The organism is Aliirhizobium wenxiniae (genome assembly GCF_019511445.1).
GTDB classification, from domain to species: domain Bacteria; phylum Pseudomonadota; class Alphaproteobacteria; order Rhizobiales; family Rhizobiaceae; genus Neorhizobium; species Neorhizobium wenxiniae_A.
The window spans coordinates 75532-90997 of record NZ_JAEUAN010000027.1 but is presented as its reverse complement, the minus strand read 5'-3'; the positions used below and the strand labels follow the sequence as shown (position 1 = coordinate 90997).

The 15466-nt window shown below is 59.4% G+C and carries 16 protein-coding genes; 11 read left to right on the top strand and 5 right to left on the bottom strand.

Annotation, left to right across the window (positions count from 1 at the left end; genetic code table 11):
• The 3 genes from JNB91_RS25995 to JNB91_RS25985 all read right to left on the bottom strand — a co-directional run.
• A partial coding sequence (locus JNB91_RS25995; protein ID WP_220328384.1) for a helix-turn-helix domain-containing protein occupies window positions 1-224 on the bottom strand: 224 nt, incomplete at its 3' end.
• Between the two features lie 234 nt (window positions 225-458).
• Window positions 459-1109: a 3-oxoacid CoA-transferase subunit B gene (locus tag JNB91_RS25990; RefSeq protein ID WP_220328383.1), complete on the bottom strand. Its 651-nt coding sequence runs from the start codon at window positions 1107-1109 to the stop codon at window positions 459-461.
• Window position 1110: 1 nt separating this feature from the next.
• Window positions 1111-1821: a CoA transferase subunit A gene (locus JNB91_RS25985; RefSeq protein WP_220328382.1), complete on the bottom strand. Its 711-nt coding sequence runs from the start codon at window positions 1819-1821 to the stop codon at window positions 1111-1113.
• A gap of 118 nt (window positions 1822-1939) precedes the next feature.
• Here JNB91_RS25985 and JNB91_RS31495 point away from each other — a divergent pair, with 118 nt between their 5' ends.
• The 5 genes from JNB91_RS31495 to JNB91_RS25960 all read left to right on the top strand — a co-directional run bounded on the left by JNB91_RS31495 (window position 1940) and on the right by JNB91_RS25960 (window position 6346).
• Window positions 1940-2497, top strand: a complete 558-nt coding sequence (locus tag JNB91_RS31495) for a helix-turn-helix transcriptional regulator (protein ID WP_346269396.1) — start codon at window positions 1940-1942, stop codon at window positions 2495-2497.
• Between the two features lie 380 nt (window positions 2498-2877).
• Window positions 2878-3624 carry an ABC transporter substrate-binding protein gene (locus tag JNB91_RS25975; protein ID WP_220328381.1) on the top strand — a complete coding sequence of 249 codons (747 nt, stop codon included), beginning with the start codon at window positions 2878-2880 and terminating at the stop codon, window positions 3622-3624.
• 18 nt (window positions 3625-3642) lie between these two features.
• Complete coding sequence (locus JNB91_RS25970; RefSeq protein WP_220328380.1) at window positions 3643-4299, top strand: amino acid ABC transporter permease; 657 nt, start codon at window positions 3643-3645, stop codon at window positions 4297-4299.
• Between the two features lie 2 nt (window positions 4300-4301).
• Window positions 4302-5030, top strand: coding sequence for an amino acid ABC transporter ATP-binding protein (locus tag JNB91_RS25965; protein WP_220328389.1), 729 nt, complete (start codon window positions 4302-4304; stop codon window positions 5028-5030).
• A gap of 5 nt (window positions 5031-5035) precedes the next feature.
• Window positions 5036-6346 (top strand): NAD(P)/FAD-dependent oxidoreductase, encoded by a 1311-nt coding sequence (locus JNB91_RS25960; RefSeq protein WP_220328379.1) that lies wholly within the window; start codon window positions 5036-5038, stop codon window positions 6344-6346.
• Window positions 6347-6397: 51 nt separating this feature from the next.
• On the opposite strand, the gene JNB91_RS25955 is transcribed toward JNB91_RS25960, so the two are convergent.
• Complete coding sequence (locus JNB91_RS25955; protein WP_220328378.1) at window positions 6398-7297, bottom strand: GNAT family N-acetyltransferase; 900 nt, start codon at window positions 7295-7297, stop codon at window positions 6398-6400.
• Between the two features lie 240 nt (window positions 7298-7537).
• Here JNB91_RS25955 and argE point away from each other — a divergent pair, with 240 nt between their 5' ends.
• The 6 genes from argE to JNB91_RS25925 all read left to right on the top strand — a co-directional run bounded on the left by argE (window position 7538) and on the right by JNB91_RS25925 (window position 14100).
• Entirely contained in the window at window positions 7538-8668 is a 1131-nt protein-coding gene (gene argE, locus JNB91_RS25950; RefSeq protein WP_220328377.1) for an acetylornithine deacetylase, read from the top strand.
• Between the two features lie 15 nt (window positions 8669-8683).
• The gene (locus JNB91_RS25945) at window positions 8684-9607 is read left to right on the top strand and encodes a 2-hydroxyacid dehydrogenase (protein ID WP_220328376.1); all 924 of its coding nucleotides are present in this window, start codon (window positions 8684-8686) and stop codon (window positions 9605-9607) included.
• 24 nt (window positions 9608-9631) lie between these two features.
• Window positions 9632-9988, top strand: coding sequence for a cupin domain-containing protein (locus tag JNB91_RS25940; protein WP_220328375.1), 357 nt, complete (start codon window positions 9632-9634; stop codon window positions 9986-9988).
• Between the two features lie 118 nt (window positions 9989-10106).
• A complete protein-coding gene (locus JNB91_RS25935; RefSeq protein WP_220328374.1) occupies window positions 10107-11570 on the top strand; it encodes an aldehyde dehydrogenase family protein in 1464 nt (487 codons plus the stop codon).
• 11 nt (window positions 11571-11581) lie between these two features.
• Entirely contained in the window at window positions 11582-12622 is a 1041-nt protein-coding gene (locus JNB91_RS25930; protein ID WP_220328373.1) for a tartrate dehydrogenase, read from the top strand.
• Window positions 12623-12642: 20 nt separating this feature from the next.
• Window positions 12643-14100 carry an NAD-dependent succinate-semialdehyde dehydrogenase gene (locus JNB91_RS25925; protein ID WP_220328372.1) on the top strand — a complete coding sequence of 486 codons (1458 nt, stop codon included), beginning with the start codon at window positions 12643-12645 and terminating at the stop codon, window positions 14098-14100.
• A gap of 81 nt (window positions 14101-14181) precedes the next feature.
• Here JNB91_RS25925 and JNB91_RS25920 read toward each other — a convergent pair whose 3' ends face one another.
• A complete protein-coding gene (locus JNB91_RS25920) occupies window positions 14182-15456 on the bottom strand; it encodes an NAD(P)/FAD-dependent oxidoreductase (protein ID WP_220328371.1) in 1275 nt (424 codons plus the stop codon).
• Window positions 15457-15466: the final 10 nt, after the last annotated feature.

Genomic DNA, 15466 nt, shown 5'->3' with positions numbered 1-15466 from the left:
CGGAACTCCTCGCTGTGGCGCCGATTGCTCGGCCGTGATCGCTTCTTCGAAACGAGCCCGGCCGGACCATCCCGGTCATAGGCCTGCAGCAGCCGATGGACCTGACTTCGACTGAGGTCGAGACGTTTGGCCACCTGGACGACGCTCAGGCGTTCGTCACGGATCTTCTGGATGAGTTCGAGGCGATGCAATTCTTTCTGCGACATGGTGATCAAAAAGGACATGACGACTCCGAATGCTCATGGTCTCGACCAGGCTGAAGACCGTCATCCTTGCTCCCAACGTTGGTTTTGACCAGTGCGTCGAGAGGCGAGACTGTCGCATCTCTAACTGGCCCAACTGTCGCATTACTAAATAGCCCTTACACACGAAGATCGCATAATCTACATTATGGAACTTTGTGCTGGTCGATATTTTCCGGCCGGAGCATGCCGGCCGGAATGGAGCGTCTGTCTATCTCACATATGACTAGGATCGATATCGAAAGCGGCGTCTGTCTTCGCTCTTATTTCTTCGACGCCAACTCCATCCGCCAGGCCAATCAGCGTCAATTTCGGTGGGCCATTGCGAGCGACACGGAAAACGCCGAGATCAGTGATCACCATATCGGCAACACGCCGTCCGGTCAGCGGCAGCGTACATTCCTTCAGAAGCTTCGGTTCGCCCTTTGCTTCGTGTTCCATGACGACAACAACCCGCTTCACTCCTGCGACGAGGTCCATGGCGCCTCCCATGCCCTTGACCATCTTGCCCGGGATCATCCAATTGGCCAGATCACCGCTCTGGGAAACCTGCATGGCACCCAGGATCGATAGGTCTATATGCCCGCCGCGGATCATTCCAAAGCTGTCCGCCGACGAGAAATAGCTGGTTTTGGGAAGCTGCGTTATCGTCTGCTTGCCGGCATTGATGAGGTCGGCATCTTCTTCGCCCTCGAATGGAAAAGGCCCCATGCCAAGCATGCCGTTTTCGCTCTGAAGCGTTACTTCCATTCCGTCCGGAATGAAATTGGCCACCAGGGTTGGAATACCGATGCCGAGATTGACGTAAAAGCCGTCCTGCAGTTCGCGAGCAGCCCGAGCCGCCATCTGTTCACGCGTCCAGGCCATGTCAGACCTCCTCCCCCAGCTTGCGTACGGTTCTTTGCTCGATGCGTTTTTCGCCGTTGGGAACATGCAGGATCTTGTTGACGAAAATGCCGGGCGTATGGATCGCGTCCGGATCGATTTCCCCGGCCGGTACAAGATGCTCAACCTCGGCAATCGTCACATGGGCCGCCGTTGCCATGACAGGATTGAAGTTCCGCGCCGTTTTCCGATAGACGAGATTACCTTCCGTATCGCCTTTCCAGGCATGAATGAGGGAGAGATCGGCGAAAAGTCCGGTTTCCATGACGTAATCGTCTTCACCAAAACGGCGGATCTCCTTGCCTTCGGCAACCAGCGTGCCGACACCGGTTTTGGTGAAAAATGCAGGAATACCCGCCCCGCCGGCTCGGATACGCTCGGCTAGCGTTCCCTGCGGGTTGAATTCGAGCTCAAGAGCGCCCGAAAGATACTGCTCCGCAAACAGTTTATTCTCGCCAACATAGGACGAGATCATCTTGCGTATCTGGCGCGTCTCCAGAAGCACACCAAGGCCGAAACCATCGACGCCGGCATTGTTCGAAATGACAGTCAGGTCTTTGACACCCGACAGGCGGATTGCTTCGATCAAGGTCGACGGAATACCACAAAGCCCGAAGCCACCGGACATGAGCGTCATGCCATCGCGAAGCAATCCCGCCATGGCCTCGCTGGCCGTAGCGACAACTTTCCTCATAGTTCCTCCACCCGGTTCCTCCTGTCGCCCGAAAATCGGGGATGACAAAAAGCAAGATAAGCCTTGATGGAATGCGAAGGATAGCAGTATTTATACCGCCTTTCGCGAGAGAATTGTCGTGGCAGAGAGTGCAGAAAGCTGGAATTTCGGGTTGGACGAGATCCCCGTCCCCATGGTCTTTGCGACACATAGAATTATCCGGGATTGCAACGAGCAATTCGCCAGCCTGTTTAAATATGCGCGATCGGATCTCATCGATCACAGCTTTGCGCAGCTCTACCCGAAACATTCCGATTTTGTCCGGACCGGTCGGACGTGGCAGGCCAATCTCCCAAATGGTCAAGTCTATTACGACGAGCGAATTATGACGGCTGGAGATGGCCAAAAATTCTGGTGCCAGGTCCATGGCAGGACGCGGCACGCAACGGATCCATTCGCCCAGGCAATATACTGCTTTCAGCCCCTGGCACGGCCTGTTGCCTCGCGGGGCATATCCCTCACAGACAGGCAAAGCCAGATCATAACACTTGTTGTTCAAGGCAAGACCAGTGCGCAAATTGCAACTGAGCTCGACCTGTCTGTAAGGACTGTTGAGTCACATCGGGCAAGGCTGATGAGGGCTATTGGCATAAGGAATTCCGCCGAACTCGTGGCCTGGTTTACCGCGAGCGGGTAGAAATCAACCGCCCTCGCCTCTCGCCTGTTCAAGATGGCGAGATCGTTCGGCCTGTGGGGCTGAACCGTGAGATCCCCGTGCTTTCCAGAGAGCGGCGCACGTAAACTCGAAGACCACCAAGGCAGACGTTCTACGCTACCTGATCAGATCAGATTTCGAAATAGATCCGGATTCAGCATTATCTGCCGCGTGCCCTTTGCCATTCGAAACATCGTGCGATGGCCAGATGCGACACTGTTGCTCACCGGTTGATTTCAGCAGCGCCTCACCGGTCGGCAAAAATTCTACATAAGCCAAGAAATTCGCGAGAAATTCCAAGCATTTCTCGGCGAGACAATCGCCGTGCGTTTTCTCCAAAAATATAAAAGGGAACAGGTAAAATGTGGTTCAAGAGAACTCTGGTTGCCATATCATTCGCAGTCGCCGCTCACGCCGCCCAGGCACAGACGACGGTCTATAAGGTCGGTTCAACCCCGACTGGCACCCCCTTCACCTTCCTTGACGCCAAGACCAACACCATTCAGGGCGTGATGGTGGATGTCATCGAGGAGATTGCCAAGGAGGGCGGGTTCAAGATCGAAATCCAGCCGATGCAGTTCTCGGCGCTGATTGCCGCATTGACCTCCGGCAAGATCGATATCATTTCCGCCGCCATGTATGGCTCTCCGGAGCGCGCCAAGATCGTCGACTTCAGCCAGGACGTATATACCTATGGTGAGGGACTGGTCGTATCCGACAAGGACGCCACCGATTACACCGGTGTGGAAGACCTGAAGGGCAAGAAGCTGGGGGCTCAGGTCGGGACCCGCTATATCGATTACATGAAGTCCTCCGGCGCGCCGTCTGAAGTCAACGCCTATGAATCCCTGCCCGATATCCTACGCGACGTTACCAATGGCCGTCTGGATGGCGGCGTTGGCGACTATCCGATCCTTGCCTACAACATCGCGCAAGGGCGCTTCCCGGGCCTCCGCCTGGTTCAATCCTATAAGCCTGCTGTCGTTGGGCCGATCAATATCGCGGTCACCAAGGGCAATGCAGAGCTTCTGGAAAAGATCAACACCGGGCTCGCCAACATGAAGAAGGATGGACGCTTCGACGCGATCAAGAAGAAGTGGGGCCTCTAAGGGCCGGCACTGACGATCATGTCTCACTTTTTCGAGCAGGCGCCCGGCTATCTGCCGATCCTGATGCAGGGCGTCTATATGACCTTGCTCGTGACCTTTGGAGCATTCGTCCTTGCGACGGTGCTCGGTCTGGTCTGGGCTTCGATGAGGGTGAGCGGCATAGGGCCGCTTGCCTGGACCGCCAGCACGATCATCATCGTCGTCCGTGGTATTCCCGGCATGGTGATCCTGTTCTACATCTATTTCGTCATGCCGGATCTCGGCCTTTCGCTGAGCGCCGTTCAGGCGGCCATAATCGGGCTGGGTATCGCCTACTCTCCCTATATGGCTGAGGTTTTTCGCTCTGGCATCGAGGCCATCGATCGGGGACAGACGGAAGCGGCGCTATCGATCGGCATGGGCTGGGGGCTGCTGATGCGCCGCATCATCCTGCCGCAGGCGATCCGTGTCGCGCTTCCGCCTTACGGCAGCACCATGATCATGCTGCTGAAGGACTCCTCGCTTGCCTCGACCATCACCGTAGCGGAGCTTTCTCTACAGGGAAAACTGCTTGCGTCCTCCACTTTCGAGAACACCATCATCTTCACGCTTGTTGCTCTCATCTATCTTGCCATGAGCCTGCCGCTGACGGCTTTCAATTCCTGGCTTGAACGGCGTCTGGGGAAATCGCGATGAGCATCATCGAGCTGAAGAATATCCGAAAGAGTTTCGGCACGATCGAAGTCATCCACGACATCTCCTTCTCCGTAAAAAAGGGCGAGGTTGTCTGCATCATCGGCCCTTCCGGCTCAGGCAAATCGACCTTGCTTCGCTGCATCAACGGGCTCGAGACCTATCAGGGCGGCGAGATCAGGGTGCATGGGGATCGTGTCGACACCACAAGTAAAACTATCAGGCGCATCCGCACACGGGTCGCCATGGTGTTCCAGCGCTTCAACCTTTTCCCGCATATGACGGCGCTGGAGAATGTCGCGGAAGGACCGATCTACGTTAAGAAGGAACCTCGCGAGAAAGCGATCGAACACGCCCGAGAACTTCTGACGCGCGTCGGGCTTGCCGCCAAGGCGGACAGCTATCCGCCGCAACTCTCGGGCGGCCAACAGCAGCGTGTCGCGATCGCCAGAGCGCTCGGCATGCAGCCCGATGCCATCCTGTTCGACGAGCCGACCTCGGCGCTCGATCCGGAACTTGTCGGCGAAGTGCTGGCCGTCATGCGATCGCTTGCGGCAGAAGGCATGACCATGGTTGTCGTCACGCACGAGATGGGATTTGCACGCGAGGTTGCCGATCGCGTGCTCTTTCTTGATGGCGGCGTCCTCGTCGAACAAGGGCCGCCCGAAGAAGTCCTGAGCCGCCCGCAAAATCCGCGTACGCAGGATTTTCTCAGACGTGTTCTGGAGGCGTGACCGCAATGACAACGTTGAAGGGACCATTTTTCACCGACGACGCCGTCAACGCACCCTACTGGTGGGAGGCGGCAAAACCGGCAACGAGCGCGGAGGCAGTTCTACCTTCTCGCAGCGAGGTGGTTATTGTCGGTGGCGGCTTCACCGGCCTCAACGCGGCCCTGACACTTGCCAAGGCCGGGCGGGAGGTCACCGTGCTGGATGCGGAAGCACCCGGTTGGGGTGCGTCTTCCCGAAACGGCGGCATGTTGGGTCCGGGCTGGGCGACATTCGATACGGCAATGGCCTATGGCCCGGAGAAAGCGCGGGCGATCGTCACGGAGAGCTTTCACGCCCTGCAGCATGTAAAGGATGTCGTCGATCGGGAGAGAATCGACTGCGATCTTTCGGTGGTCGGATATTTTCGAGGCGCCATGACGCCCCGCGCCTATGATGCCATGGGGGCGCAGCTGGATCGCATCCGCAAGGTCATGCCTTGCGATGCCTATCTCGTGCCGCGAGTGGAGCAACATGGCGAAATCGGAACAGACTTCTACCATGGAGGCCTTGCCATACCGAGATATGCCGGCCTTCATCCGGCACGTTACGTCGCCGGTTTGGCAAAGGCCGCCGAGCGAGCGGGCGCAAACGTCATTGGCGGCGTGCGCGTCACGGCAATCGAACGCCAAGTGGCGACTTTTCGAGTAGCAGTAGGCAAACAACAGATCGAGGCAAAACAGGTACTGATCGCCACCAACGGCTATAGCGGCCCGCTTTATCCTTTCCTGCAGCGCCGCATCATTCCCATCCGCAGCGCGATCATCGCAACCGAACCACTGCCGGCTGCCACAATGGATCGGCTTATGCCAAAGCGCCGCATGCTGGCCGGAAGCCAGCGCGTCGTCACCTATTATCGGCCGTCACCGGACGGCACACGCATCCTTTTCGGCGGTCGTGTGCTCAAGGTAAGCGGTGAAAACGTGGCGCAAGCGAATGCCGCCCATCTCCGCAAGCAGATGTTGCAGATTTTTCCGGAACTGTCGGAAACGCGGATCTCCCATTACTGGCATGGCCAGACCGGTTTCACCTTCGACAAGCTGCCACATATGGGCCAACACGAAGGCGTTCATTATGCATGTGGTTACAACGGAACCGGCATCGCCCGCGCGAGCTGGTTCGGCCACAAGATCGCCGAGCGCATGCTGGGGATCGAACGTCAGCCGAGCGCATATGAGGATCTGCCGTTCCGCAGCCGCCCTCTTTACTACGGCAAGCCGTGGTTCCTGCCCCTCGCCGTCCTTTTCTACGAGATGCGCGATCGCTGGGACCAGCGTTGACCTCACGCTGGCAGGGCCAAAGCCTCTGCCAGCGTGAGCCAATACATCTGTTCAGCCGAAGGATTGTGAAGCCAGCCCATAGACGATCGGCCGGCCGCCATCGCTTTCGCCATAACTGGCAGCCTCGGATGTCACCATCGTCTTGACCGTATCGTAGACGGCCATTCCCGACTGTTGAACGAAACTGGCGAAATCACCAGTGTCGAAACGGAGGTCTATCCGCAGAAAATTACCGACATGCGCAACGATATGGGGATGTGTCACGACAATGGCGTCTGCGTCGCAGGACGCAACAACGGGACCAATCACATGCCCGCGCCCGAACCTGCGTCTCATCGAATAGGCCAGCAGCCGGTCACCATCATATAGACCGTAACAGATCGAACTATCGAACAGGCGAGTGAGATGAATACGCCGCTCTGCGCCAAAGGCTGGAGTGTCGAGCGCAATTACGGCTTCGAGATCGGTGCGGTCCAGGCGTTTAAGTGTCATCCCATCAGTGAGTGATGGAACTACCAGTGGTGTCACTGCCTCCCCTTGACATTGAAACACGGTCCGCTGCGGTCGAAAACCAAAAGAGGTGTAAAGGCGACGGGCTGCCCGGGTCGAGTTGAGGCGAATGTGCCGGCCGGAACATTCCGCCAGCACGCGCTCCATCAGCCATTTCGCCGCTCCATTTGCCTGCAGCCTGGGAGAGGTGATCAGCATGCCGAAAGTGGCAAATTGCTCTCCATGGGGAAACCACATGGTAGAGGCGGATATCCGACCGATCTCGTCCAGCGCGACAAAGCCGTGGCCGACATCGCGTGCGTGCTGCCAGTCTGGTGCCCGATGCGGCCATCCGACGGAAATCGACAATGCCTGAAGCTGTGAAAGCTCTACATCCGCAATGTCGGTGGTCCGCATCTCGAATGCATCGACATGCAATGTCTGTGGTATCTTCGTATTCATCCTTCACCCAGCCGCGATAGGACTCTCCCAAAGGCCAATGGAAAGCCTTCTCTCCCGACAGCCATGTTAACCCGCACCCGGCGAAACATTTCACTGCGAAGGCGAGTTCCGGCACAAGATTGCACCGTATGACGCCGACTTTCGGCAGCCATTCCTGTTCCCGGCAACTAACCTTGGTCTCCATAAAAGGGGAGATGCCGTCTCTGCGGCACATAACAACTGAGTATGACGGCGAGAGCGATGCGCACAAACGACATCCTGGAAAAGCTGGTTGGATTTCCCTCCGTCGTCGGCACGCCCAACGGCGATATCATCGACTGGATATCGGCTTATCTTTCTTCCTTCGGCATCAAGGCGCATGTGCTTGCCGGCCCCGAGGGTGACCGCGCCAATCTTTTCGCCACCATAGGTCCCGCAGACAGGTCCGGATACATTCTGTCAGGCCATATGGATGTGGTGCCGGCTAGCGAAGCCGGCTGGGAGAGCGACCCTTTTACGCTGAGAGCCGATGACGAAAAACTCTACGGTCGCGGGACCAGCGACATGAAGGGTTTTCTGGCGGCAGCTCTCGCAGCGGTTCCAGCACTCGTCACCGCTCCTCTCTCCCGACCGATCCACCTTGCCTTCTCCTATGACGAAGAGGCAGGCTGCCGTGGCGTACCGCATTTGCTTGCCCGCTTGCCCGAGTTCTGCGCGCCACCACTCGGCGCGATCATCGGAGAACCGAGCGGCATGCGCGCCATTCTCGCGCATAAAGGAAAGGCTGCAGCGAGGGTCGCGATCAAAGGGCGATCAGGACACTCCTCTCGTCCCGATCTCGGCCTGAACGCAATTCATGCGATAACTGACATTTTACAGGCCGCAGTCGCTGCCGCAGAAGAGCTGACGAACGGCCCGTTCGAGAGGGAATTCGAGCCCCCCTACTCCTCCATTTCCGTCGGCACCATAAACGGTGGACAGGCGGTCAATGTCATTCCGGACCTCTGCGCGCTGGAGATAGAGGCGCGAGCCATTTCGTCTGCCGACCCGCAGGCGCTGCTTGCTCCGGTCAAAGCAGCAGCTGAAGCGCTCACTACCAGAAGCTTCGAAATCGACTGGCAATTGCTCAGCACCTACCCTGCCCTGCTGCTTGCTTCAGAATCTCCGCTCGCTGCACTTCTCGAAAGCCTTACTGGCATCACGCCGCTTGCTGCCGTCAGCTATGGCACAGAGGCCGGCCTCTACCAGCAGGCAGGCATCGACGCGATCATCTGCGGGCCGGGCGATATTGCCCGTGCACATAAACCCAACGAATTCATCCTGATAAGCGAACTGGCTGCCTGCCAGGCGATGATCGAAGCACTCGGCCAGACATGCCGCCGCGAGACCTGAGATGGGAACAATGCCATGACCTTCCTCTTCCATTCCGATGCGGCGCGCGGCCAGATTTTCCGGGAGGCTTTTGCCCGTGAACTTCCCGACCTGCCCTATTCGATGGATCCGGCGACCGTCGATCCCGATGCCGTTCGCTACCTCATCACCTGGACCGTTCCGGACAATCTTTCGCGCTATCGCAATCTCGAAGTGCTGTTTTCCACCGGCGCCGGTATTGACCAGTTCAGTACCGACCGGGTTCCGGAACATGTGAAGATCGTCCGCATGATCGAAGAAGGCATCGCGCGGATGATGCAGGAATATGTGGTGCTCGGCGTTCTGTCCCTTCACCGCAACCTGCCCGCCTATCTGCAGCAGCAAAAGGCCGAAACGTGGAGGGTCTTGCCGCAACCCCAGGCCGCCGATCGCCGCATCGGCGTGCTTGGCCTCGGTAATCTCGGACAGGCCGTGCTGGAGCGTTTGAAACCCTTCGGCTTCCCCCTCTCCGGCTGGAACCGGTCGGAGCGCAGCATCGACGGCGTCCGCTGCCACAGCGGCGCGGATGGCCTCAAGGCCATGCTGGCCGAAACAGATATCCTGATCTGCCTGCTTCCCCTGACGGAGGAGACACGCGGCTTCCTCAACGCCGACCTCTTTAGCGCGATGCCCAAGGGTGCAGGCCTGGTTCATGTCGGGCGCGGCCCACAACTCGATCACGACGCCTTGCTCGCCTCGCTGGATAGCGGTCAGCTTTCCGCAGCCGTGATCGACGTGACCGACCCGGAGCCGCTCCCCGCCGGCCATCCTTTCTGGCGGCATGAGAAAATCCTGCTCACACCGCACATCGCCAGCATTACCCAACCGCATACGGCCGCGCGCGCCGTGATCGACAATGTCAAGAGGCTCCGCGCCGGGCAGGATCCGATCGGCCTTGTCGACAGACGTCGCGGCTATTGAACCGTCAACCTCGAAAGGACACCCATGTCGCTCCTGAAGACCATTGAAACGAACCCATCTTTCCCACCGCGTGAAAACACGCCGACGCCCGAGCGGCTGATCTCCGGCAATCCGCAGTTTAAGACCTGGGCTCAGGATGAGGCGCATGGCGAGCTGATCCATACCGGTGTCTGGGAAGCCACCCCCGGCCTGACCCATTCGATCAAGGGCGAGACCTTCGAGTTCTGCCACATCATTTCCGGCGTCGTCGAAATCACCCCCAAGGATGGCGAGCCGGTCGTCTACAAGGCCGGCGACAGCTTTGTCATGAAGCCCGGTTTCGTCGGCGTCTGGAAGACCATCGAGACCGTTCGCAAGATCTACATCACCGTCACGCCCTGAAGTGACATCCGGCGCGGCCTCATCATCAAGCCGCGCCACTTTCGGCCATTTGCCGAAAGTCCATCGACAAGTAACGCGCGCACTACGGTAGTGTCGTCACGTAACCGGAGGCATGGCAATGAGCCTGAGTTTCGATCCCGACAGCCTGACCTTGCCTGTGGGGCATTTCATCGGCGATCGGCTTGTCGCTGCCGAGGGTGTCATTCCCATGCACCGCCCCTCCGACGGCAAGGCCTATGCCGGCTGCCCGATTGCCGACCCCGATCTCGTCGATCAGGCCGTGCAGACGGCAAAATCGGCGCTTAAGAGCAGCAACTGGGGCGGCATCCGTCCGCGTGAGCGCCTGAACCTCCTGCACCGCTGGGCCGATCTTATCGAAGACGAGGCGGAAACGCTGGCTCGGCTGGAGGCCATATCTTCGACCCGTCCGGTCGGCCAGCTGGTCGCAGGCGATATCGCCGTTTCCGCCGAACAGATCCGCTTCTTCGCCGAGTTCGCCGACAAGGAGGGAAGCGATCTGGTGCCGACCGATGACGGCAATCTCGGCATGATCATGACGGAACCCTATGGTGTGGTCGGTGCGATCACCCCGTGGAATTTTCCGATCAACATGGCTGCATGGAAACTCGGCCCCGCACTCGCCGCGGGCAATGCCGTCGTGCTCAAGCCGTCCGAGATGACCCCATTCTCCACGCTCTACCTGGCGGAACTGGCGGTGCGGGCCGGCATACCGGCAGGCCTGATCAACATCGTGCTCGGCGACGGAATGACCACCGGCAATACCATTACCGGGCACCCCGACATCGCCAAGGTGAGTTTTACCGGATCGACACGCGCCGGATCGGCGATCATGGAAAATATTGCCCGCACCGGCGTCAAGCCGATGACACTGGAACTTGGCGGCAAAAGCCCGCAGATCGTCTTCGCCGACGCCGATATACAAAAGACGGCAGCGGCAGTGACGGCAAGCATCACCAGCAATGCCGGACAGGCCTGTGTCGCGGGTTCCCGCCTGATCGTCGAGAAAAGCGCCGCGGCCACACTGATTGACGCTATCCTGAAGAAGATGAAGACCATCGTGCCGGGTCCCACATGGGATGCGGCAAGCCAGTATTCCCCTATCATCTCCGATAGGCAACGCCAGCGCATTGATGAGATCGTCACGGCCTCGGTCGCAGCAGGTGCGGAATGCCTGACGGGCGGTGGCACCATGGATGTTCCTGGCTATTTCTATGCACCCACGCTGCTTGCCGGCATCGACCAGGCCTCTCCTGCCGTGATCGAGGAAATTTTCGGACCCGTCCTCACGTTACAGACATTCGAGGACGAGGAGGAAGCCATGGCGCTGGCTGACCATCCCAGCTACGGCCTCGCCGCCGGCCTCTTCACCAGTGATCTTTCGCGCGCAATCCGGCTGACCCGGCGCCTGCAGGCCGGCACCATCTGGGTAAACCGCTACGGCCGCTCGCGCGACCATATCCTGCCGACCGGCGGCTACAAGCAGTCGGGTATCGGCAAGGATCTCGGCCGCGAAGCGTTCCAGGCCAACCGTAAAAGCAAGAGCGTCTTGATCAGTCTCTGAGGATGAAGAACATGAAGACACATAGGATAGCCCTGATCCCCGGCGACGGCATCGGCCGCGACATGACTTCGGCCTCATGGACGGTGCTGCAGAAGGCCGCCGGCAAGCACGGGTTTGAGCTGAAGGGCACGGAATTCCCGTGGTCCTGCGCCTTCTACAAGGAAACCGGCGCGATGATGCCGGCGGACGGCATCGAGACCCTGCGCGGCTTCGACGCCATCCTGCTCGGAGCCGTCGGCTGGCCGGCGGAAGTCCCGGATTCCGTATCCCTGCACGGCCTGCTTCTGCCGATCCGCAAGAGTTTTGTGCAATATGCCAATATCCGCCCTCACCGGCTGCTGCCGGGCGTGGAAGGTCCGCTCAAGGCAACCGAATTCGACATTCTCTGCATCCGCGAAAATACCGAGGGCGAATATTCAGGTGCCGGCGGCCGCATTCATCAGGGCAGTGCCGATGAAGTCGCCGTCGAGACCTCGATCTTCACCCGCACGGGCGTAGAGCGCATCCTGCGATTCGCCTTCGAACAGGCGCGGAGCCGTCGCGGCAAGCTCGCCTCGGTCACCAAGTCCAACGCCCAGAAATATTCGATGGTGTTCTGGGATGACGTCACCCGAGAGCTTTCGGCTGAATATCCTGATGTCGAGGTAGCCAGCTATCACATCGACGCCATGGCGGCGCGCATGGTGATGTCACCCGAAAGTCTCGATGTCGTGGTCGCCTCGAACCTATTCGGCGATATCCTGACCGATCTCGGCGCCGCCATCCAGGGCGGCCTCGGCTTTGCCGCCTCTGCCAACATCAATCCCGAGCGCAACGCTCCCTCGATGTTCGAGCCGGTGCATGGGTCAGCGCCCGATATCGCCCATCTCGGTATAGCAAACCCGATCGCCACCGTCTGGTCCGGCGCCATGATGCTCGACCATCTGGGAGAGAGGCAAGCCGCCGCCACGGTGATGAAGGCGATCGAAACCACCACAGCGAGCGGTATCGGCACTGTCCCCGGCAAGGACCGGACGGACGCCATTACCACCGCGCTGCTTGCGGCAATCTGACAGGACCAAGGACAGGACCCATGCAGAATTTGAACCTTCCATCCCTGTTCCGTCAGCAAGGCCTGATCAGCGGAACATGGCGCGCCGCCCATTCCGGCAAGACGGTCGATGTCACCGATCCCGCAAGCCAGAAGGTCATCGGCACCGTTCCAGATATGGGCGGTGAGGAGACCCGCGCAGCGATCGAGGCCGCCGACAAGGCCTATCCGGCATGGAAAAAGAAAACCCATGCGGAACGCGCAGCACTGCTCGAAACCTGGTATGGCCTGATGATCGAGCATATCGAGGATCTCGCGCTGATCCTCACGACCGAACAGGGAAAGCCCCTTGATGAAGCGCGCGGCGAGATCCGCTACGGCGCCTCCTTCGTCAAATGGTTTGCCGAGGAGGCCCGCCGTATCGGTGGCCAGACCATCCCGTCGCCGACGCCCGATCGCCGCATCATCGTCCTGAAGGAACCTGTCGGCGTCTGCGGCATCATCACCCCGTGGAATTTTCCGAATGCGATGATCACCCGCAAGATCGCCCCGGCGCTCGCCGCCGGCTGCACCGTCGTCGTAAAGCCATCCGAATTCACTCCCTATTCCGCGCTGGCACTCGGTGTACTTGCCGAAATGGCGGGAATTCCGGCCGGTGTGGTCAATATCGTCACCGGCATGCCGAAGGAGATCGGCAACGAGATCATGGCCAATGCAACGGTGCGCAAGATCTCGTTTACCGGCTCCACACCGGTCGGCTCGCTGCTGATGCGCGGTGCGGCCGACAGCGTCAAACGCCTGTCTCTGGAGCTCGGCGGCAACGCGCCCTTCATCGTGTTCGACGATGCCGACCTCGATCTGGCCGTCGAAGGCGCGATCATCTCCAAGTTCCGCAATGGCGGCCAGACCTGCGTCTGCGCCAACAGGATCCTGGTGCAGTCCGGCGTCTACGATCGGTTTGCCGAAAAGCTGACGGCACGGGTCAATGCCATGAAGGTCGGTCCCGGCACGGAGAAAGGCGTCTCGATCGGCCCGATGATCAACAGTGCTGCAATCGCCAAGATCAACCGCCACGTCGAGGACGCACTCGCCAAGGGTGCGACGATCATCTCCGCCAAGCCGGAGCTTCCAGCCGGCGGGCAGTATACGGCTCCGATCGTGCTGACCGGCGCAACCGTCGACATGCAACTTGCCAGTGAGGAAACCTTCGGCCCTGTCGCCCCCCTTTTCCGTTTTGAGACGGAAGACGAAGCGATCGCGATCGCCAACGGCACGCCCTTCGGGCTCGCCGCCTATTTCTACACGGAAAGCCTCAAGCGGGCATGGCGTGTCGGCGAGGCGCTCGAATTCGGCATGGTCGGGCTCAATACGGGCCTGATCTCCACCGAGGTCGCACCGTTTGGCGGGGTCAAGCAATCCGGCCTCGGCCGCGAAGGCTCGCAGCTCGGCATCGACGAATATCTGGAAGTGAAGACATTTCACATGGGTGGTCTGAGCTGAGTCGAACGCACAGCAGAAAGGGTGGAGCGCATGCAACTCCACCCTTTTGTTTAAGCCATCGATTGCCGGACTGAACTCGGCTTACTGGATCTTGTCGAGCATCTTGAAATAGAGACCGACAAACGGCAGGAACCATGGCTTGCCGAAATGCCCCGGCACTGCCGGCCAGTCGAGATCCTTCACCGGATTTCTGTCCGCCTTGCCGAGGATCGCATCAGCCATCGTCATGCCGAGATGGGTCGAAAGCTGCGCCCCATGGCCGGAATAGCCCATCGCGTACCACAGCCCGTCATGATAACCGGCACGCGGATAACGGTCCTTGGTGATATCGACGAGACCACCCCAGCAATAGTCGATTTCGACCTTGGCGAGCTGCGGAAAGATCCGGGCGAGACTCTCGCGCAGGATTTCCCCACTCTTGGCATCCGAGCGCTGGTCGGATGTGGCGGAAAACCGCGCCCTGCCGCCAAAGATCAGCCGGTTGTCCGGCGACAAGCGCCAGTAATTGCCGATATTCATCGTGTTCACGCAGGTGCGGTTACCCGGCATGGTGGCGGCCACTTCCGCATCCGTCAGCGGCCGGGTCGCAATGATGAAACTGCCGACGGCCATGATGCGCCGGCGGAAATAGCCGAAATTCGGCGTCGTATAGGCGCCGGTCGCCATCAACACGTTGTCGGCAGTCACGACACCCTTGGCGGTTTTCAGGCGGTGCCGGCCACCGGCCTGCGAATGTTCCGTCACCATCGCATTCTCGACAATCACCGCACCACGTCGCGCCGCAGCCTCCGCAAGGCCAACGGCATAACGTCCCATATGCATCATCGCGCTTTTCTTCGACAGCATGGCGCCGTGGAAAGGAGAGCCGATCTCGCTCTTCAGATCCGCGGGCGAAAGCAACGCCGTATCCGGATCCACTTCCGCATGAACCGCCTCGAAATTCTTCGCCAGCCCTGCGAAATGTTGCGGCTTGGAGGCGAGCTTCAGCTTGCCAGCGCGGCGGAAATTGCAGTCGATGCCTTCCTCGGCAATTATCGCCTCGAGCGTATCGATCGAATCGTCGAGCGCCTTGTAAAGCGCGATCGCCCGCTCTTTGCCCAGTTCCTGCTTGGCCGCAAGGTAACTGTGGGCAAGGCCGTTGTTCAGATGGCCGCCATTGCGACCCGAAGCACCGAAGCCGACGGTATCTGCCTCAAGCACGATGACCCTGGCGCCCCCCATTGCCAGCTGCCGTGCCGCGCCAAGTCCGGTAAATCCGGCGCCAATGACGGCCACATCGTAATGACCCTCGACTTGTCCCTGAACGGCTCCCGCAAAGCGGGATGCCGTATCATGCCAATAAGAGACGTATTTCATCAGCCTCGGC